Source organism: Cryptosporangium aurantiacum (assembly GCF_900143005.1).
GTDB lineage: Bacteria > Actinomycetota > Actinomycetes > Mycobacteriales > Cryptosporangiaceae > Cryptosporangium > Cryptosporangium aurantiacum.
The window spans coordinates 168,779-189,296 of the sequence record NZ_FRCS01000004.1; the positions used below are offsets into that span (position 1 = coordinate 168,779).

At 70.9% G+C, this 20,518-nt stretch carries 16 protein-coding genes; 7 read left to right on the forward strand and 9 right to left on the reverse strand.

Translation table 11 applies throughout. The features are described from left to right. Positions 1-7: 7 nt before the first annotated feature. The 3 genes from BUB75_RS15165 to BUB75_RS15175 are packed head-to-tail and all read right to left on the reverse strand — an operon-like array spanning position 8 to position 3,140. Entirely contained in the window at positions 8-985 is a 978-nt protein-coding gene (locus BUB75_RS15165) for an aldo/keto reductase (RefSeq protein ID WP_073257619.1), read from the reverse strand. After that, a complete protein-coding gene (locus tag BUB75_RS15170; RefSeq protein WP_425430889.1) occupies positions 982-2,226 on the reverse strand; it encodes a deoxyguanosinetriphosphate triphosphohydrolase in 1,245 nt (414 codons plus the stop codon). The genes BUB75_RS15165 and BUB75_RS15170 overlap by 4 nt, the downstream gene beginning before the upstream one ends. Then, positions 2,220-3,140, reverse strand: a complete 921-nt coding sequence (locus BUB75_RS15175; RefSeq protein ID WP_073257623.1) for a diacylglycerol/lipid kinase family protein — start codon at positions 3,138-3,140, stop codon at positions 2,220-2,222. The genes BUB75_RS15170 and BUB75_RS15175 overlap by 7 nt, the downstream gene beginning before the upstream one ends. Before the next feature lie 120 nt (positions 3,141-3,260). Here BUB75_RS15175 and BUB75_RS15180 point away from each other — a divergent pair, with 120 nt between their 5' ends. Together BUB75_RS15180 and BUB75_RS15185 are read left to right on the forward strand one after the other, a co-directional pair. Beyond that, entirely contained in the window at positions 3,261-4,001 is a 741-nt protein-coding gene (locus BUB75_RS15180) for a DUF2786 domain-containing protein (protein ID WP_073257625.1), read from the forward strand. 803 nt (positions 4,002-4,804) lie between these two features. Continuing rightward, positions 4,805-5,653: an amidohydrolase family protein gene (locus BUB75_RS15185; protein ID WP_073257627.1), complete on the forward strand. Its 849-nt coding sequence runs from the start codon at positions 4,805-4,807 to the stop codon at positions 5,651-5,653. A 264-nt stretch (positions 5,654-5,917) separates the two neighbouring features. Here the strand turns inward: BUB75_RS15185 and ppdK are convergent, their stop codons facing one another. Next, a complete protein-coding gene (gene ppdK / locus BUB75_RS15190; protein ID WP_073257629.1) occupies positions 5,918-8,617 on the reverse strand; it encodes a pyruvate, phosphate dikinase in 2,700 nt (899 codons plus the stop codon). Positions 8,618-8,959: 342 nt separating this feature from the next. Here ppdK and BUB75_RS15195 point away from each other — a divergent pair, with 342 nt between their 5' ends. The 5 genes from BUB75_RS15195 to BUB75_RS15215 all read left to right on the forward strand — a co-directional run bounded on the left by BUB75_RS15195 (position 8,960) and on the right by BUB75_RS15215 (position 15,452). Next, on the forward strand, positions 8,960-11,767 hold the full coding sequence (locus tag BUB75_RS15195; protein ID WP_178379872.1) for an ABC transporter substrate-binding protein: 2,808 nt from the start codon (positions 8,960-8,962) through the stop codon (positions 11,765-11,767). A 20-nt stretch (positions 11,768-11,787) separates the two neighbouring features. Then, on the forward strand, positions 11,788-12,096 hold the full coding sequence (locus tag BUB75_RS15200) for a DUF952 domain-containing protein (RefSeq protein WP_073258418.1): 309 nt from the start codon (positions 11,788-11,790) through the stop codon (positions 12,094-12,096). Positions 12,097-12,182: 86 nt separating this feature from the next. After that, complete coding sequence (locus BUB75_RS15205) at positions 12,183-13,349, forward strand: monooxygenase (protein ID WP_218617533.1); 1,167 nt, start codon at positions 12,183-12,185, stop codon at positions 13,347-13,349. 43 nt (positions 13,350-13,392) lie between these two features. Continuing rightward, on the forward strand, positions 13,393-14,088 hold the full coding sequence (locus BUB75_RS15210) for a response regulator transcription factor (protein WP_073257635.1): 696 nt from the start codon (positions 13,393-13,395) through the stop codon (positions 14,086-14,088). Continuing rightward, on the forward strand, positions 14,085-15,452 hold the full coding sequence (locus tag BUB75_RS15215) for a sensor histidine kinase (protein ID WP_073257636.1): 1,368 nt from the start codon (positions 14,085-14,087) through the stop codon (positions 15,450-15,452). Before BUB75_RS15210 ends, BUB75_RS15215 begins: the two co-directional genes overlap by 4 nt. On the opposite strand, the gene dusB is transcribed toward BUB75_RS15215, so the two are convergent. The 5 genes from dusB to BUB75_RS15240 form a co-directional block, all read right to left on the reverse strand. Further along, complete coding sequence (gene dusB, locus BUB75_RS15220) at positions 15,432-16,574, reverse strand: tRNA dihydrouridine synthase DusB (protein WP_073257637.1); 1,143 nt, start codon at positions 16,572-16,574, stop codon at positions 15,432-15,434. The two genes, BUB75_RS15215 and dusB, sit on opposite strands and share 21 nt — an antisense overlap. 158 nt (positions 16,575-16,732) lie before the next feature. Further along, complete coding sequence (locus tag BUB75_RS15225) at positions 16,733-17,704, reverse strand: XdhC family protein (protein WP_073257639.1); 972 nt, start codon at positions 17,702-17,704, stop codon at positions 16,733-16,735. Beyond that, a complete protein-coding gene (locus BUB75_RS15230) occupies positions 17,704-19,071 on the reverse strand; it encodes a glycine--tRNA ligase (protein ID WP_073258420.1) in 1,368 nt (455 codons plus the stop codon). The genes BUB75_RS15225 and BUB75_RS15230 overlap by 1 nt, the downstream gene beginning before the upstream one ends. Before the next feature lie 137 nt (positions 19,072-19,208). Next, a complete protein-coding gene (locus BUB75_RS45165; RefSeq protein ID WP_178379873.1) occupies positions 19,209-19,778 on the reverse strand; it encodes a hypothetical protein in 570 nt (189 codons plus the stop codon). Positions 19,779-20,122: 344 nt separating this feature from the next. After that, the gene (locus BUB75_RS15240) at positions 20,123-20,485 is read right to left on the reverse strand and encodes an antibiotic biosynthesis monooxygenase family protein (protein ID WP_073257643.1); all 363 of its coding nucleotides are present in this window, start codon (positions 20,483-20,485) and stop codon (positions 20,123-20,125) included. Positions 20,486-20,518: the final 33 nt, after the last annotated feature.

Here is a 20,518-nt window from a genome sequence, read left to right on the forward strand (position 1 = left end):
CGTAGATCTAAAAGCCGACGACCGAATGGGGGACGTAAGCCTTCTCGAGGGCCTCGAGTTCCTCGGCGGAGAGGTCGAGATCGACCGCAGCCACCGCGTCGTCGATGTGGGTCGGTTTGCTGGCGCCGATGATCGGCGCGGTCACGCCGGGCCTGGCCAGCACCCAGGCGAGCGCGACCTGCGCGCGGGGGACGCCGCGCTCGGCCGAGACGCGGGCGACCGCGTCGATCACCGCGCGGTCGGCCGCCTCGGTGGCGTCGTAGAGGGAGCGTCCGAAGCCGTCGTTGGCGCTGCGTGCGGTGGTGACGTCCGGGTCGCGTGTGAGCCGGCCGCGGGCCAGCGGCGACCAGGGGATGACGCCGATGCCCGCGTCGAGGCAGAGCGGCAGCATCTCCCGCTCCTCCTCGCGATTGAGCAGGTTGTAGTGATTTTGCATGGAGACGAAGCGGGTCCAGCCGTGCTTTTCGGCGGTGTGCAGGTATTTCGCGAACTGCCACGCCCACATCGAGCTCGCGCCGATGTAACGAGCCTTTCCTGCCTTGACGACGTCGTGCAGCGCTTCGGCGGTCTCCTCGATCGGGGTGCGCGGGTCGAAGCGGTGGATCTGGTAGAGGTCGACGTAGTCCGTGCCGAGACGGCGCAGGCTGTTGTCGATTTCGGCGAGAATGGTTTTGCGGGAGAGTCCGGCGCCGTTCGGGCCTTTGTGCATGCGGCCGTGCACCTTGGTGGCGAGGACGATCTCGTCACGGTTGGCGAAATCGCGTAGTGCGCGGCCGACAATTTCTTCGCTGCTGCCGTCGCTGTAGACGTTCGCCGTATCGAAGAAGTTGATGCCTCTCTCGAGCGCTTTCTGAATGAATGGGCGGCTCTCGTCCTCGGGCAGGGTCCAGGTGTGGTTGCCGCGGTTCGGATCGCCGTACGTCATGCAGCCGAGGCTGATCCGGGAGACTTCCAGGCCGGTGTTGCCCAGTCGGGCGTATTTCATCGAGGCTCCCTCGTGAGGCGGTCGTGCCAGGCGACCGCGGCCGGATCAGTCAGGCTGGCGACCTGGTCGACGACGACGCGGAGCCGCGCGGCGTCGTCCGGGGCGCTCTTCCACAGCGGGGCGAAGATCGGGTCGAGGTCGTCCGGCGCCCGGCGCACCAGCGCCTCGACGAGCGTGACCAGGATCTCGCGCTGCCGGTCGTAGCGGGCCTCCGCGCCGGGGCGGTTCATGACGTACCGCAGCGCCAGCCCCTTGAGCAGTGCGCACTCAGCGCGGGCCTTCCGGGGGACGATGAGGTCGGTCGCGTAGCCGCGCAGGGGGCCGGGGCCGGCGTTCGCTCGGGTGGCCCGCACCGCCACCGCCGAGAGGCGACCGACCAGCGCGCTGGTGACGTGCTTGAGCCTGGCCTGGGCGGCGTGGCTCCCGTCGTATCCGGCCAGGCCGTCCACGACGGGTTGCCTCAGCAGCTCGGCCAGTACTTCCCGCAGGTCATCGGGCGATTCGTCGGAGTAGGCGCCGGCAACGTCGGCGCAGAGTGCGAGCCGCTCGTCCGGGTCGGCGAGCAGCTCGATCCGGACGTGCCCGGCGTGCACACCGTCCTCCAGGTCGTGCACGGAGTACGCGACGTCGTCGGCCCAGTCCATGATCTGGGCTTCGAGGCACCGCTGATGCTGCGGCGCTCCCTCGCGGTACCACTGGAAGACCGGCTCGTCGTCGGGGTAGACGCCGAACTTCCGGGTGCCTGGTTTGCGCGCCCACGGGTATTTGGTGATCGCGTCGAGCGTGGCTCGGGTGAGGTTGAGGCCGGCGTCCGGCACCTTGGCCTCCAGGCGGCTGACGACGCGGAGCGTCTGCGCGTTGCCCTCGAAGCCACCGGCGCTCTGTGCGACGACGTCGAGCGCGTCCTCGCCGTTGTGGCCGAACGGGGGGTGGCCCAGGTCGTGGGCGAGTCCCGCGGTGTCGACGATGTCCGGGTCGGCGCCGAGCGCGACGCCCATCTCGCGGGCGATCTGGGCGACCTCGAGCGAGTGCGTGAGCCGGGTGCGGAGGAAGTCGTCCTGGCCGGCGGTGATCACCTGGGTCTTGGCGGCGAGTCGCCGGAAGCCCGCGGAGTGCAGGACGCGGGCACGGTCGCGCTGGAACGGGGTGCGGCCGGTGCCGGGGTCCTTCGCCGGCTCCGCGACGCGGCGCTGTGCGCCCCATTCATCCCAGCCCGCGTCGTCATCCATGGTGGCTACCAGACCGCCCGAGCGGACCCCGACACGAGCACTGACCACACGCCCTGGTGGACCTCCCACGAGCGATGGTGCACCAGGTCGCTGACCTCGCCGTCGGTGTTCACCCGAAAACCTTCGGCGCCCTCCGGCACCGACAGCGAGACGTGCCGGCCGCGATGTACCCGAACGTCTTCACGCCTGATGTGGACGCCGTCCCGCAGGGCCATTCCGTACGCATAGCGGTTGCGCGGACCATGCACCGCAGCCACCACCACGTCCAGCAGCCCGTCGTCCGGCTCCGCGTTCGGGGCCAGCGGCGTTCCTCCGCCGATCGACCGCCCGTTGCCGACCCCCAGCATCAGGATCGGCTGGCCGGCATCGTGTACCCGCACACCGTCCACTTCGACGTCCATCGCCCAGCCCTCGCTGGAGAACCCGGCGACCAGCCCACCGAGCGGGTACGCCGCCACCCCCAGTGTGGGCTTCCAGCCACTGGCCAGCCGGCCCGCTTCCGCGCCGACGCCCGCGTGCGCGGCGTTGACCAGCACTTCGCCGGTGTCGTCGACGGCGATGTCGAGGGTCCGTGGACGGCCGTCCAGTACGGTCTCGGCGGCGCTGACCGGGTCGAGCGGAATGCCCAGCGTCCGGGCGAGGTCGTTGCCGGTGCCGAGCGGGAGCAGCCCGAACGGACGCCCGGGGTCGAGCAGGTGCGCGTTGAAGAGCAACTGCACCGCCGCGTGCAACGACCCGTCACCGCCGGCCAGCACGGTCAACCGCTCCCGGTGGACGCGGAGCGCGGCGCCGAGAGCGTCCAGGTCGGCCGTGCGGACCACGATGACATCGGCGACCCGCCGCAGGACCTCCACCGCCTTGTCGACAGCGGCAAGCTCGGTACTGCCAGCACCCTCGTTCACGACCACCAGCAGCTCTTGCGGCATGCGTCGACCCTAACCAGGGCGGTTGTCCACAGCGACTCCGGCCGTCGCAGCGGAAGGTCGTCGTGGGCTGTCAAAGTTCTCGTTGTCATCCGCACGAGCGCGCTACCAGGAGAGTTTCCGATGTCCGCTTCCGAAGCCAAGCTCGCGACGATCCGCAAGCTGCTTGCCCAGGCCGAGGACGCAGCCGCCAGTCCGGCCGAGGCCGAAACGTTCACCGCGAAAGCCGCCGAGTTGATGGCTCGGTACGGCGTCGACCGCGCGATGCTCGCCGACGGCGACGAGACCGTCGACGCGATCGCCGACCGGGTGATCGACCTCGATCCGCCCTATGCGCTGGACAAGATCGGGCTGCTCAGCGGCATCGCGCGGGCGCTCGGCCTGCAGGTGGTCCAGCGCACCGGGTTCGGCGCGCGGGGCAAGGAGCTCTCCGCGCTGCTGTTCGGGTACTCGTCTGACATCGAGCGCACCGAGATCCTGTTCACTTCGCTGCTCGTGCAGGCCGCCCGTGGACTTGCCGCCGCACGCGTGCCCGCGCGGGAGAACAAGGCCGCGTACCGGCGTGCGTGGCTGGCCGGGTTCAGCGCGACCGTGCACGTCCGGCTCGCGGACGCCGAGTACCGGGCGCGGGCGGAAGCCACCGCGACGGCGTCCACCAGTGCGACGGGCCGCTCGGCCGAGTTGGTGCTCGCCGACCGGCAACGCACCGTCGACCAGCGGTTCGCCGAGGCGTTCCCGAAGCTTCGCTCGGCACCGCGCCGGGTGCTCACCGGCAGCGGGCACGGCGCCGGCGTCGCGGCCGGCGCCCGCGCGGACCTCGGCGGAGCAGCACTGGGTAGCCGCCGACGGGCCCTGGGCGGCTGACCTGCGCGGCTGACCTGCGCGGCTGACCTGCGCGGCTGACCTGCGCGGCTGACCTGCGCGGCTGACCTGCGCGGCTGACCTGGGCGGCTGACCTGGGCGGCTGACCTGGGCGGGGCGGCCCCGGCGGCTTCGGGCACCCGGTGGATGTCCGTACGTCCAGCCCGCGGGGGCCGATCTTTGGATGGTTGTCGGATCGTGGGGGTGTGCGGTGAATGGTTGACCGGTAGTGGGTGTGGGGGCACCCACGCGGGGACATCCATCTGCGAGCGGGCAGCCAAAGAATAGGACTCAGGTGACGAATCGGGCTCCGGTACGCGGGTTTCGGACCTGGCCGCTCGAATGCCGAGACGCGGCGCCCGACTGCTGACGCGCCGGTAGCCAGGTCCGAACGATGCGGTCCAGGGCACGCGGTAACGCGCCCTGCTGCCGCAACACCGGTGGCTCTCGGGCGGGCGGCGTGGCGCTCCCGGGGAAGCGGACCCACCTGGGCCAGTTCTAGCTCGCCCAAGTGGGGCCAGTTGCCTCGTCAACGGTTGTCGAACCCGACAGCGGTGACGAAAGCGGCACCACGTTCGCGGGAAACGGACGGCCCGTCCCGATCTCTGGGACGGGGCACCGCTCCAATGGGAGCTGCCGCGCACAGCGGGTGCCGCGCACAGCGGGTGCCGCGGGCAGCGCGCTGGCGGGCGGGCGGGGCGGGGCGGGGCGGCCGGGGCGGGGCGGGTGCGCGCGGTGCGCGGTTTGTGCTCGTTGAGCGTTGACCTACAGTTCCGGCCATCCGCCCCACGACGAAAGAGTCGCGCATGGCCCCCGTGGTTGATGCACACCAGCATTTCTGGGACATCGACGCGCTCGAATATGCCTGGCTCACCCCGGACGCCGGTCCGATCTACCGGACGTTCGAGTACGCCGAGCTGGAACCGCAGCTCGACGAGTGCGGTGTCAACGTCACCGTGCTCGTGCAGTCCGAAGGAAGCTTCGCGGACACCGACTCGATGCTCGCGCTGGCCGACCGGCATCCCCGGCTCGCCGCGGTCGTCGGATGGGTGCCGCTGCTCGACCCCGAGGAGACAGCACAAGCGCTCGACCGGTACGCGAAGGACCCGCGCTACGTCGGAGTGCGGCACCTGGTCCACGACGAACCCGACCCGGGCTGGATCCTGCGGCCGGCCGTCCAGGAGTCGCTCGGGATCGTCGCCGCGCGCGGCCTGACCTGGGACCAGATCTCCACGCTCCCCCGGCACCTCGAACACGTACCGAGGCTCGCCGAGAACCACCCTGACCTGCGGATCGTCATCGACCACCTCGCGAATCCGCCGATCGCCGACGGGGGCTGGGAACCCTGGGCAGGGTTGCTGGCGCGCGCGGCCGAGTACCCGAACGTCTTCGCGAAGCTCTCCGGCCTCGGCACCGCCGCCGCGCCCGGCTGGACCGCCGACGACCTGCGGCGTTACGTCGATCACGGGCTGACGGTCTTCGGTCCCCGCCGGCTGATGTGGGGTAGCGACTGGCCCGTGTCGGTGCTGGCCGGCGGCTATCGCCGGGCTTGGGACGCGATGCAAGAGCTGCTCGCACCTCTGGACGACGCTGACCGCGACGCGATTCTCGGCGGCACCGCGATCGACTTCTACCGCATCCCCGGCCTGAGCTAGGCCGCCGCGAGCCCGCTCGGCGTCGTCTGCCTCTCCGACGACGACGCGGTCCGCCGCACCCTGGGCGACGCCGATCTCGACGGCCGGGCGCTGGTCACTGACGTCGGGCACTCCGCAGGACGCCTGCGAGCGGAGCGCTCAACGACTTCCTGCACGCCACGGCAGTGGCCGGGGCGGCCGCGGAGGGCTACCCGGTGCTGATCGAGCAGTTCCGTTCGGAGAGACCTACCGCCGTGAACACGGCGGTAGGTCATTCCCGAAACCTCAGCGGCTGTCCGAGCCGCCCTCCTGAACCACGGTGGCGCGGGCCGCTTCCAGCCGCGCCACCGGCACGCGGAACGGCGAGCACGACACGTAATCCAGCCCGACCTTGTTGAAGAAGTGCACCGAATCCGGGTCGCCGCCGTGTTCACCGCAGACGCCGACCTTGAGGTCCGGACGGGTCGCCCGGCCCTTCTCGGTGCCGATCCGCACCAGCTCGCCGACGCCGTCCGCGTCGATCGTCTCGAACGGGCTGACGCCGAAGATCCCGACCTCCAGGTACGTGGAGAAGAACGCCGCCTCCACGTCGTCGCGGGAGAAGCCCCACGTCGTCTGGGTCAGGTCGTTGGTGCCGAACGAGAAGAATTGCGCGGCCTCGGCGATCTGGTCGGCGGTGAGCGCCGCACGGGGCAACTCGATCATCGTCCCGATCAGGATCTGCAGGTCGACGCCGGTCAGCTCGGCGACCTCCGCGAGGACCTTCTTCGCGTCGGCCTGGATGATCTCCAGCTCCTGGACCGACCCGACCAGCGGGATCATGATCTCCGGCTTCGGGTCCTTGCCGAGCTTGACCAGCTGGGCCGCCGCCTCCGCGATCGCCCGCACCTGGAGGTCGAACAGGCCCGGCACGACCAGCCCGAGCCGGACGCCACGCAGACCCAGCATCGGGTTCTGCTCGTGCAGCCGGTGGACGGCCTGCATGAGCCGCAGGTCGTTCTCGTTCTTCTCGCCCCGGGACTCGGCCAGCGCCACCCGGACCGACAGCTCGGTGATGTTCGGCAGGAACTCGTGCAGCGGCGGGTCGAGCAGCCGGATCGTCGTCGGCAACCCGTCCATCGCGGTGAGCAACTGGAGGAAGTCCCAGCGCTGCAACGGAAGCAGTGCCTCCAACGCAGCGTCCCTCTGCTCCTCGTCCTCGGCCAGGATCAGCCGCTCGACGTGCTGACGCCGCTCGCCGAGGAACATGTGCTCGGTCCGGCACAGCCCGATGCCCTCGGCACCGAACCGGCGTGCCCGTTCCGCGTCCTCGGCGGTGTCGGCGTTGGCCCGGACGCCCATCCGGCGGGTGCCGTCCGCGTGCTTCATGATGCGGTCGACGGCCTGGACCAAGTCGTCCGGATTCTCGATCTGACCTTCGAAGTACTCGACGACCGGCGAATCCACCACCGGTACCTCACCGAGGTAGACGCGCCCGGTCGAGCCGTCGATCGAGATCACGTCGCCCTCGTGCACCTCGGTGCCGTCCGGGGCGGTGAGGAACCGCCGCTTCGTGTTGACCTGCAGCTCCTCGGCACCACAGACACAGGTCTTGCCCATGCCACGCGCGACCACCGCCGCGTGTGAGGTCTTGCCACCGCGGCTGGTCAGGATGCCCTCGGCGGCGATCATGCCGTTCAGGTCATCCGGGTTGGTCTCCCGGCGAACCAGGATGACCTTCTCCCCCGACCGCGACCACTTGACCGCGGTGTACGAGTCGAAGACCGCCTTGCCGACCGCCGCACCCGGCGACGCGGACATACCCCGGCCGAGCTGGTGCGTCTTCGCCGACGTGTCGAACTGCGGGAACATCAGGTGGACGAGTTGCTCACCGGTGACCCGCTGGATCGCCTCGTCCAGATCGATGACGCCTTCGTCGACCAGCTGCGACGCGATCCGGAACGCGGCGGCCGCGGTGCGCTTCCCGACCCGGGTCTGCAGCATCCAGAGCTGACCGGCTTCGATCGTGAACTCGATGTCACACAGGTCGCGGTAGTGCCCCTCCAGCGTCGCCATGATCTCGAGGAGGCGGTCGTAGGAGGTCTTGTCGATCTTCTCCAGGTCCTGGAGCGGCACCGTGTTCCGGATGCCCGCGACGACGTCCTCACCCTGGGCGTTCTGCAGGTAGTCGCCGTAGACGCCCTGCTCGCCGGTGCCCGGGTCGCGGGTGAACGCCACGCCGGTGCCGGAGTCCATGCCCATGTTGCCGAAGACCATCGCGACAACGTTGACCGCGGTACCGAGATCGGCCGGGATGCGCTCCTGCCGCCGGTACAGCACGGCGCGGTCGGAGTTCCAGGACTCGAACACCGCGTTGATCGCCGCGGTCATCTGCTCCCGCGGGTCCTGCGGGAAGTCCGCCCCGGTGTGCTCCCGCACGATGCGCTTGTAGACGTCGACCAGCTGCCGTAAGTCGTCGGCGTCCAGATCGAGGTCGTTGTTCGTGCCCTTCGCGCGCTTGATCTCTTCCAGCGCGTCCTCGAAGGCCTCGCCACCGATGTTCTGGACGGTCTTGCCGAACATCTGGATCAGCCGGCGGTAGGAGTCCCAGGCGAACCGCTCGTTGTCGGCCTGGCGGGCCAGGCCCTCGACCGACCGGTCGTTGAGGCCGACGTTGAGGACGGTCTCCATCATCCCGGGCATCGAGAACTTCGCTCCGGACCGGACGCTGACCAGCAGCGGGTCGTCCGGGTCGCCGAGCGTCTTGCCGCGGGCCTTCTCCAGCGTCGCCAGGTGGGTCGCGATCTCGTCGTCGAGGCCGTCCGGGGTGGCGCCGGTGTCGAGGTAGATCGTGCACGCCTCGGTGGTGATCGTGAACCCGGGAGGCACCGGCAGCCCGAGGTTGGTCATCTCGGCGAGGTTGGCGCCCTTGCCGCCGAGGAGGTCCTTCAGCTCTTTATTGCCCTCGGCGAAGTCGTAGACGTACTTGGTGCGATCGTCCTTCAACGCGACCTCCCTGGGTGTCCGTCAACCGGTGAGTTACCGAGCGCGCCGTCGCGGAGAGTCACGGGTTCAGGCACGAATCGTTCTCCCTCGTCACCGGCGCTGGGATGGCCAGAGGTTAATGAGGCCCTCCCCCTGCTGGTGCCCGTTGTGAGCAGACGCACCCGAGTTGGTCAGACTGTTCCGATTCAGACGCGACGGGTTACCCGGAAACCTCTAAAACCGCACGTGAGAAGGGTCGCACGTAGTCTCTCCGACATCGAGCGGTAACCCGTTGAGCGGAAGCCTGGCGGAGGATCGCTACGCTGCGCGCGGGATCGAGCGGCCCATCGGAGAGAGGTACGCGTGAGCACGGCGCAGCCCCTTCGGAAGAACGATCCGCGACAACTCGGTCGGTATCGCCTGACCGGACGCCTGGGTTCCGGCGGGATGGGAATCGTCTACGCCGGCCTCGACGAGCTGCCGGACGGACGCGAGCGCAAGGTCGCGGTGAAGGTCATCCACCCGCACCTGGCGGATGCCCCCGAATTCCGGACCCGGTTCCGGTCCGAGGCGACCCTCGCGGCCCGGGTGGCCCGCTTCAGCACGGCTGCTGTCCTCGATGTGGACGTCGAGAGCGAGCAGCCGTTCCTCGTCACGGAGTTCGTCGACGGACCGACGCTGCAGGAGGTCGTCGAGGATCAGGGACCGCTGACCGGTGGGGCGCTCGACGCGGTGGCGATCGGGATCGCGACCGCGCTGGTGGCGATCCACGAAGCCGGCATCGTGCACCGCGACCTGAAGCCGAGCAACGTGATCCTGTCCCGGTTCGGGCCGCGGGTGATCGACTTCGGCATCGCCAGGGCCGCCGACGCGATGAGCGGGCTGACGAGCGGGGCGATCGGGTCGCCGCCGTACATGGCACCGGAACAGTTCCGCGGCGAGGCGATCACCCCGGCGACCGACATCCACGCGTGGGGCGCGGCGGTGTGCTTCGCCGGCACCGGCAAACCGCCGTTCGGGATCGGCGCACCCGAGGTGATGCTCTACCGGACGCTGGAGCAGGCGCCGGAGCTGTCCGCGCTGGACGAGACGCTGCGCGACCTCGCCGGCGCGGCGCTGCGCAAGGCGCCCGGCGAGCGGCCCAGCGCGCGTGACCTGCTCGCGGCGCTGACGCTGCGGCGCCCGGACGCCGCACCGTCGATCCCGGTGCCCCCGCTGCCCGCGGGCGCGTCCGCGGCGGCCGGAACCGCCGGAGCCGGAACCACCGGGGCCGGGGCCGGAACCGCCGGGGCCGGAACCGCCGGGGCCGGGGACGCCGGGGCCGGGGACGCCGGGGTGACCGACGTCGGCGCCGGCGATACCACCGTCCGGGTGGCGTCCGACGGATCCCCGCAGCCTCCGATCCCGGCGAAGAAGACCCGGCGGCGCACGGTCGTGCTCCGGACGGCCGCCGCCGCGGTGGTCCTCGCGGTGCTGGCCGGCGCCGCGGTCCTCTGGGTGGGCCAACGCGGCTCGGACACCCAAAGGTCGGACTCGTCCCCACCGGCCGCGGCCTCCGACAGCACCGTCCGGCAGTTCTCCGCCGACGACGACGCCACCGGCCCCGCCCCGGCCGTCCCCGGTGCGGTGCGCGGCGGCACCGTCGAGCTCTACGCCGCAGCGGACTTCTGGGAACTCGACCCGGTCCAGAACCAGTACACCGACGGCATGATGGCCAGCTCGCGGCTGCTGGCCCGCACGCTCACCGCGTACCGGGAGAACGGCTCGAAGGAGCCGACGCTGGTCGGTGACCTCGCCACCGACACCGGCCGCAGCACGGACGGCGGCCGCACCTGGGAGTTCACGATCCGGTCTGGGGTGACGTTCGCGGACGGCACGCCGGTGACCGCGCAGGACGTCGCACACGGCATCGCCCGGGCGTTCAGCACCCGGGCGAAGGGAATGACGTACCTGCAGGAGTGGCTGACCGGCCGGACCGACTTCCGCGCCGTCTACTCCGGCCCGACCAGCGACGCACCGTACCCACCCGGCGTCGAGGCGCCCAACGCGCAGACCCTCCGGCTGCGGTTCCCCGCGCCGCACCCGGATCTTCCGGCCGTCGCCGCGCTGCCGTTCACCGCGGCGGTCGCGGCGACCTGGAAGCCGAGGGAGAACGACCCGGTCCCGATCACCGGCCCCTACCGAATCGCCTCGGTCGCACCCGACCGCACGCTGACGCTCACCCGGAACCCGGCCTGGAAGCCCGAGACCGACCCTGTGCGCACCAACTACCCGGACCGGTACGTCGTCCGCTTTGGGGCGGAACGCACGGACGTCACCCGCCTGATGATGCGCGACGAGGCCCCGGCCGGCGTCCAGCTCAGCACGATCGACTCGAGCCAGGCCGACGAGGCCTACCAGATGGGGCTCGACAACCGGCTCGTGGACGGCGTCGGATCCGGCCACCGCGACCTCTGCTTCAATACCCAGCGCGTCCCGGACGTCAAGCAGCGCCGGGCACTGAGCCTGGCGTTCAACCCGGAGTCGGCACTGGCCGCGCTCGGTGGCAACTACGTGGGTGACTTCACGACCAGCCTGCTCTCGCCCCGCTTACCGGGGTATCCGGAGGACCAGTCCCGCGCCCTGCGCTCCGGTAACCCCGCTGCCGCGTCCGAGGCGCTGGACGGTGCCGAGGTGACGCTGGTGTTCGCCCACAAGGACACTGGCGAACACCGGCGGCTGGCCACGGCCGTCGTCACGGCGTTCGCCCGCGCCGGCGTCACCGTCGTGCCTCGCCCGGTGAAGGAGAACTTCCTGGCGGCGATCGGACGCGCGGACAACCCGTACGACCTCTACCTCTGCGAGTGGACGCCGGACTACCTGGACGGCAACGCGATGCTGCCGCACCTCTACTCCAGCCGAGTCCTGCGCACCGACGGCAACACGAACATGAGCTACCTGCGCGTCGAGGCCGTCGACGCCGAGCTGGACCGGATCGCTGCGCTGCCCGACCGCACCCGGGCCGCGCGGGAGTACGCGGCGTTCGCCAACCGCCTCCGCACCGAGTGGGCGCCCGCGATCCCGTTCTTCGACCAGCGGCGCTGGACGCTGACCGGCTCGAACGTCCGCGGAGTGTTCGTCAGCAAGCTCTGGGCGGTGCCCGACCTGGCGCGGGTCTGGGTGCAGGCCTGATCGGGCGATACCGTATGCGGGTGACAACCGTGTACAAAGTTCTCCGCGCCGACGAGTGGGCGGCCGCGCAGGCCACCGAGCAGTACGAGGGGTCTCCGGACGACCTGCGCGACGGCTTCGTCCACCTCTCCACCGCCACCCAGCTGCCCGGGACGCTCGACCGGCACTTCGGCGGCGAGACCGGGCTGATGTTGCTGGCCGTCGACGCGGAGACGCTCGGCGACGCGCTGCGGTGGGAGACGAGCACCGGCGGCGAGGCGTACCCGCACTACTACGGCGCGCTGCCGATGTCCGCCGTCACCGAGGCCACCCCGGTCCGCTCGGAGTAACCCACACCTCGATCACCGGGAACTCACATCCGATTCCCATCGGATCCGGACGCCGTTGCCGAGTTCGTTCGCGAGCATCGCCGGACATGCCGAGGCAATCGGAGGTCCCGATGTGGAAGCGCAGCCTGCTCGCGGTCGTCGTCCTGTTGGCCGCAGCGTGCTCCGGTGACGGCGCTGCCGACGACACGCGCTCGGCGCCGACCACCGGTCACACGCACGCCAACGCACCGTCACCCGAACCGTTGCGGCCGGGCGAGCGGTTCCTGACGCTCGAGATGCCGGAGCCCTACTCGCCGGCCGCGCCGAGCGGCGGTACCGACGACTACCGCTGCTTCCTCGTCGACCCGAAGCTGACCGCCGAGACCTTCCTGACCGGTAGTCAGTTCATGCCTGAGAACACCGATCTCGTCCACCACGCGATCTTCTTCCGGCTGAAGCCTGCCGACCTGTCGAAAGCCCACAAAGCCGACGCGGCGACGCCGGGCGTGGGATGGACCTGCTTCGGTAACGCCGGTATCGACGCCGCCGGCTGGGTCGCGTCCTGGGCGCCGGGCGCCAACGAGAAGCTGCTCGACCCGACGCTGGGTTTCCCCCTGCCGCCGGGCACCCAACTCGTCATGCAGGTCCACTACAACCTGCTCGGCGTGGACGGTGCCGCGCCCTCGGACCAGAGCTCGATCCGGCTGCGCCTCAACGACGACGTCTCCGGGATGAAGCGGCTGGGCGCCAGGCTGGTCGCGGCGCCGGTGGAGCTGCCCTGCACCGCCGCGGAATCCGGTCCGCTCTGCGATCGGAAGGCCGCCGTCGCCGACGTCACGAAGCGGTTCGGCCCGAAGGCGCCGCGCCGGGTGGCCGGCCTCAACCAGCTCTGCCGCAGCGGTAAGCCACCCGTCGCCGGCGCGACCCAGCAGTGCGACTTCCGTGCCAAGAAGAACGCCACGGTGTACGCGGCGGCCGGGCACATGCACCTGCTCGGCCGGTCGATCAAGATCGAGCTCAACCCCGGCACGCCGACCGCGAAGACGCTGCTCGACGTCCCGGCCTACGATTTCGACGACCAGTCGATCCGGCCGCTCGCGACGCCCGTCCAGGTCAAGGCCGGCGACACGTACCGCGTCACGTGCACGCACGACGCGAGCCTCCGCGGACAGTTGCCGCAGCTGAAGGGCCAGCCCGCGCGGTACGTGGTCTGGGGCGAGGGCACCAGCGACGAGATGTGCCTCGGCATGGTGCTCCAGGTGCCGACTACATAGGACTCTCATCGAACTCTCATCCCGCTCTGATCTGATCGAGCGGATGAGCGGACAGCCGAGCGTCCTCATCGTCGACGATCAGGCCAACATCGTCGATATGGTCGCGACCGTCCTGCGGTTCCACGGGTTCGCGGTCACGACAGCGGGCACCGCCGCCGAGGCGTTACGCCGCGCGGCGGCTGATCGGCCGGACATCGTCGTGCTCGACGTCCTGCTGCCCGACGGTGACGGGTTCCAGGTGTGCCGCACGCTGCGCGCGGACGGGCACGACGTCGGCATCGTCTTTCTCACCGCGCGCGACGGCACCGGGGAGAAGGTCGCCGGGCTCTCGTTCGGCGGCGACGACTACCTGACCAAACCGTTCTCGGTGGACGAGCTGGTGGCGCGGGTGCGGGCGGTGTTGCGGCGCGTGCGACCCGCTGCGGCCGGGGCTTCGTCCAGCGTATTGGTCTTCGCCGACGTCGAGCTGGACGACGACGCCTGCCAGGTCCGGCGCGGCGGGCGCCTCGTCCCGCTCTCGCCGACCGAGTTCAAGCTCCTGCGGTACCTGATGCAGAACCCCAACCGCGTGCTGTCCCGCGGGCAGATCCTCGACGCGGTGTGGAGTTACGACTTCGCCGGGACGTCCAACGTGGTCGATACCTACGTCGGTTACCTGCGGCGCAAGCTGGAGCAACTCGGCCCGCCGGTGATCTCGACCCGGCGCGGCTTCGGGTACGTCCTCGAGGCGCCTCGATGACGCGCCTGCCGCTGTGGTCGTCGCTGCTGATCGGTTTGCTCGTGCTGACGGCGGTGGCGCTCGGGATCGCCGGCGCCACCAACCTGGTCGCGCTGCGCGGTGACCTGGTGGCCCGGACCGACGTCCAGTTGCGGCTCGCCGCGTCCTACGTCGAGCAGCGCATGAACACGCCGGGGACCCGGCTCGGCGCGCAGCAGATGCTCGCGCCGACCGACTATCTGCTGGAGATCCGCGCCCCCGGCGGCAGGCTCGTGCGCCGCGCGGGCCTCGAACCACTGCCGGAAGAGCTGCTGATCGACGCCGCTCCGGCGCCCCGGCCGGACACCACGGTGTCCCGACCGGCGACCGTGCTCGACGGGCGGTACCGGGTCCTCACCGTCCGTGGCGCGTCCGCGGTCGTGGTGGTCGCTCTTTCGCTCAGCCCGGTGGAGGAGACCGTGCGCCGCCTCGCCCTCGTTCAGATCGCGGCGGGCGCGGCGGTGCTGCTGCTCCTGGGTCTGTTCGCGCTGCTGCTGGTCCGCCGTGGGTTGCGCCCGCTGGAGGCGGTCACTCGCACGGCGTCCGCGATTGCCGGTGGTGACCTCGATCGGAGGGTCCCGGCCCGGAAGGGCGCCGACCGAACCGAGGTCGGTCGGCTGACCGCCGCCGTCAACGGCATGCTCGCGCGCATCGAGGACGCCGTCGCGGCCCGGAGCCGTTCGGAGGACCAGCTGCGCCGGTTCGTGGCGGACGCGTCCCACGAGCTACGGACGCCGCTGACCTCGATCCGGGGGTACGTGCAGATGCTGCGCCAGGGCATCGTCGACGAGCGCCGCCGGCCGGACGTGCTGCGCCGCACCGACGAGGAAGCCGTCCGGATGAGCGCGATCGTCGACGACCTGCTGTACCTCGCGCGGCTCGACGTGCAACCGCTGCTGCGGGCCGACCGAGTGGATCTGGTCGCGCTCGTCCGGGACGCGGTGTCGGACGCCCTCGCCGCGCAGCCCGGGCGCCCTACCGAACTCGACCTGCCGCAACGCTGCGAGGTGTCCGGCGACACCGACGCCCTGCGTCAGGTGATGGCCAACTTGCTCGGCAACGTCCGCGTGCACACGCCGCCGGACGCACCGGTCCGGATCTCACTCACCGCCGACGAGACAACCGTGCGTCTCGAGGTCGCCGACCGCGGACCAGGGATGAGCGAACGGACCGCCGCGCGGGCGTTCGACCGGTTCGCGCGCGGGGCGTCCGCGACGGCGGGGAGCGGGCTGGGGCTGGCGATCGTCGCCGAGATAGTCGAGGCGCACGGCGGCACGGCAACGGTGCGCTCCGAGCCCCAAACCGGCACCACCGTCGCAGTGCACCTACCCGCCGGAGACGTCTAGTTCGGCGTCGGTGGGCGTGGTGAGCGCGTCGGGGTCGTCGAGCCATCCCTCGGGCAGCACCACGCGCCGGGCGCCGGTGGTGCGTCCGCGGGGCTCGCCGACCTCCGCTGCCGGGAACGGTGCCGCCGGATCGAGACGCGCCAGCAGGTCGTCGAGCTCGGCCAGGCTGCTCACCATGCCCATCTCCCGGCGCAGCGTCGACCCGACCGGATAACCCTTCAGGTACCAGGCGACGTGTTTGCGGAAGTCCGGCAAACCGCGGTCCTCCCCCATCCACTCCGCCAGCAACTCCGCGTGCCGTCGCATCGTCACCGCGACCTCGCCCAGGCGGGGGCGCACCCGCTCCGGACGCCCGGCGAACGCCGCCGCCAAGTCCGCGAACAACCACGGGCGGCCCAGGCAGCCCCGTCCGACGACCACGCCGGCGCAGCCGGTCTCGGCCACCATGCGGACCGCGTCGTCGGCCTCCCAGATATCGCCGTTCCCCAGCACCGGCACCTGCAGTGTCGCCGCCAGCTCCGCGATCGGCTCCCAGTTCGCGCGGCCGCCGTAGAACTGCGCGGCGGTGCGGCCGTGCAGCGCGACCGCGGCCACCCCGGCGTCCTCGGCCGCGCGTCCAGCGTCGCGGAACGTGACGTGGTTCTCGTCGATGCCGATGCGCAGCTTCACGGTGACCGGCACGTCGGTGCCTCGAGTGGCCCGAACCGCCCGCTCCACGATCTTTGCGAACAGTTTGCGCCGGAACGGCAGCGCCGAGCCGCCCCCACGGCGGGTCACCTTGGGCACCGGGCAGCCGAAGTTCAGGTCGACGTGGTCGGCCAGGTTTTCCTGCACGACCATCTCGACGGCCCGCCCGACGATGTCCGGGTCGACGCCGTAGAGCTGGATCGAGCGGGGCTGCTCGTCCGGCGAGAACGTGATCAGGTTCATCGTCTTCTGGTTGCGCTCGACCAGCGCCCGGGTCGTGATCATCTCGCTGACGTAGAGCCCGGCGCCGTGCTCGCGGCAGAGCCGGCGGAACGCGACGTTCGTGATCCCGGCCATCGGCGCCAGCACCACCGGCGGGTCGACGAGGTGCGGGCCGACGGTGAGCGGACGAGCGGCGGTCAGAGCAGAAGACACGCCCTCCAGCGTCTCACGCGCGCGGAGTAACCCGCCGCGCTCCCGTCGCGGATAGCCTCGCGGTCGGCGGTCCTCCCGGGCATGAAACGCGGATCGGTCCAGCCAGCGCTGGACCGATCCGCGTTTCATCGCGGACGCCGAGCGCGAGCGGAGCTGCGTCAGTGGATGGCGGCGTCCGACGAGCGCAATGCCGCGCCCGCCCGGCCGGAGCGGGTGGCGAGCACCTCGGCGACGATGCTCACCGCGGTCTCGGCGGGGCTGCGCGCGCCCAGATCCAGCCCTACCGGGCCATGAATGCGGTCGAGCTGCTCGGACGGCACCCCCGCCGCCAGCAAGCGCTGACGCCGAGTGGCCTGGGTGCGGCGGGACCCCAGCGCACCGAGGAACCCGCGGCCGTGGGCCAACCCCACCCGCAGCACCTCGTCCATCGCCGGATCGTGGTCGAGCAGCACGAGCACGTCCGCCGCCCAGAACGCGGAGACCGCGGCCACCGCGTCCTCGACCGAGGACACGTCCCGCGCAGACCACCCCAGCAGCGAAGCCTGCGCGGCCAGCGCTGATGCCAGCAACCCACCGCCGACGGTCACCACGGTCGGCGTCGGCACCCACGCGTCCACCAAGACGTTGTCGTTGACCACCGACCGGCTGCTCGCACCCGCCGCGAGCAGCCGGGACGCCTCGTCGATAGCAGAAGCGTCCCGGTCGGCGGCGCCGAGCGAACCGGTGACGCCGGACTCCTCCACCGCCAGCCACGAACCCGAGTCGAGGTCCGTTGCCAGCGCCACCGGCGAACCGGCTGCCAGCGCTTCCCACACCGCTCGGTCGGACACCGCGTGCACCAGCACCCGCGCGGACCCGGCGCACGCGAGGCCGGCCGCCACAGCGTCCGACTCGCTGACGGGAGCACGCACGACCGACGAGGAACCGGACAGCGCAGCCGGAACCACCCCGTCGACGACGGGGTCGGCGACCCCGCGGAGAACGCCTCCCACGCGCGCGCCGTCGTCACGGACCGCCAGCATTTCGCCGGCGGGCACCGCGCCGAACCCGCGCACGTCCACGACCCGGGCGACGGCAACCCGGTGGCCGCCGTCCAGCCACTCCACAACCGTCCGCCCGAGCTCGCGCATCAGCAGCCCAGAAGGCGCGTCGCCAGATACCCCTCGACCGCGTCGAGCCCCACCCGCTCCTGCGACCGCGAGTCACGCTCCCGGATCGTCACGGCCTGGTCCTCGAGCGTCTCGAAGTCGACCGTGATGCAGTACGGCGTGCCGATCTCGTCCTGACGCCGGTACCGCCGGCCGATGGCCCCCGCGTCGTCGAAGTCCACGTTCCAGTTGCGGCGCAACGTAGCCGCCAGGTCACGGGCCTTCGGCGAGAGGTCGGCGTTGCGGGAGAGCGGCAGCACCGCCGCCTTCACCGGCGCCAGCCGCGGGTCGAAGCGCATGACCTTGCGCTCCTCCATCACGCCCTTGGCGTTCGGCACCTGGTCCTCGGCGTACGCGTCGAGCATGAACGTGAGCACGGTGCGGTCCACACCGGCCGCCGGCTCGATGACGTACGGCGTCCAGCGCTCGCTCTTCCCCTGGTCGAAATAGGAGAGGTCAGCACCGGAGGCCTTCGCGTGCGCGCCCAGGTCGAAGTCGGTGCGGTTCGCGATGCCCTCGAGCTCACCCCACTCGGTGCCGGCGAACTCGAACTTGTACTCGATGTCCACCGTGCGCTTCGAGTAGTGCGAGAGCTTCTCCTTGGCGTGCTCGTAGAGCCGGAGCCGCTCCTTGTTGATGCCCAGGTCGACGTACCACTGCAGGCGCGTGTCGATCCAGTACTGGTGCCATTCCTCGTCGGTGCCGGGCTCGACGAAGAACTCCATCTCCATCTGCTCGAACTCCCGCGTCCGGAAGATGAAGTTTCCGGGCGTGATCTCGTTCCGGAAGCTCTTGCCCTGCTGGGCGATACCGAACGGTGGCTTCTTCCGGGACGTCTGCTGGACGTTGAGGAAGTTGATGAAGATGCCCTGCGCGGTCTCGGGCCGCAGGTAGGCCAGGCCGGTCTCGTCCTCGACCGGGCCCAGGAACGTCTTCAGCAGGCCGGAGAACTGGCGCGGCACGGTGAACGCGCCCTTCGTGCCACAGTTCGGACAGTTCACGTCCGCGAGGCCGTTGGCCGGCAACGACCCGTGCTTGGCCTCGTACGCCTCTTCCAGGTGGTCGGCGCGGAAACGCTTGTGGCAGCTCTGGCACTCGGTCAGCGGGTCGGTGAACGTCTCGACGTGTCCGGAGGCCTTCCAGACCTCGGGCGCCAGGATCACGCAGGAGTCCAGACCGACGACGTCGTCACGGCCGGTCACCATCGTCTTCCACCACTGGCGCTTGACGTTGTTCTTCAGCTCGACGCCGAGCGGACCGTAATCCCAGGAGGCGCGCAGGCCTCCGTAGATCTCGCTCGACGGGAACACGAAGCCCCGTCGCTTACTCAGGTTGACGATGACGTCCATGCGGTCGGCGGGCACCGGGATTCTCCATCCGGACTGGCAGTTCGGCGGCTATGACGAGCCAGGCTACCCCGCCGACGCCGGGCACCCGCCACCCCATTACGCCCTGGCCAATCCCGGTGTGTCGGCTTTCGTCCGGATCAGCGGGGACAGATCTGTGCCGCGTTCGCGTCGTTGAACACGATCGGGAACGTCTCCGAGCCCGACGCGCCACCCTGCCGCACGACCTGCGCCGTGACCAGCCAGTTGCTCTCCTGGTCCACTTCGATGTCCGAGCCGACCTGGTACGAGGTCACCTGGCCGGCGGACTCCTGCTCACCGGTGAACGCGTCGAGGCTGCGTTGAGCCTTGGCCTCGACGCACAGCCGGTCATACGCCTGGGGATAGCGGCCGGCCTGCAGGTCACCGAGGTACCCCTCGACCGTCGCGACCGCGTCGTCCTGCAGGGTGTTGTAGCTGTAGTAGAACAGGCCACCGACGCCGAACACCCCGCCGCCGCAGCAGAGCAGCAGCGTCGCGCCGAGCACCAGCGAGACGATGAGCACGGTCCGGTTCGCGCGCGGCACCGGCGGAGCGAACGCCGGCACCGCACCCATACCCGGCGGCGGGCTCGGCGGAGGTGGCAGCGCACGCAGCGCGCGCTCGGCCCGGATCTCCCGCTCGCTCACCGCGACCGGCGGACCGCCGGGCATACCAGTGCCGACGGGCATGCCGGGTCCGCCCGGCACACCGGGACCGCCCGGATAACCGCCAGGGGCGCCTGGATAACCGCCGGGGGCGCCTGGATAACCGCCGGGGGTGCCGGGGTAGGCGCCGGGGCCGGCAGGCGCGCCGGGGTAGCCGGCCGGGGAACCCGGATGGGCGCCCGGAGATCCCGGATAGGCGCCGGGGCTGCCAGGCGTGCCCGGAGCCCCGTACGCGGGAGTGCCCGATCCGGGCGATTGCTCACCCGATGAGCCATAACCACCGCTAGACGGTGGCACCCAAGTCATGACCGATCACTCCGCACCCCCTCAGCCTGCCAAACCGCAGCACGTACGGATAGCGGAGTCCCCTACCGGGGCGGTTCACCGACCCGGGTCACGTCGGCGTCCGGCGCGCGGTCGGTGCGTCCGACCGTCTCGGCCGACCCGTCCCACGCCCCCATCACCTCGAACGCGCTCGGCTCGTCGCTCGACTCGGCCAGCAGCGTGCTCGCGTGGACCTTCACGTCAAAATCCGACAGCGCTCGCCGAAAGCTGCCGACCGAGTCCCACTCGGTGGTCAGCGCCCACGCGGTCGGTACGTCGGCGGAACGCCCCACCCGCCCTCGGACGAACCCCGGCCGGGCCGCAAAGGCGCCCAGCGCCGCACGCGCACGCTCCAGGAACCCGGCGCCTTCCGCTTCCGGCACGTCGAATCGGCTGATGACCAGCACTACGCTGTCCCTTCCACGATGTGGCCCACACGC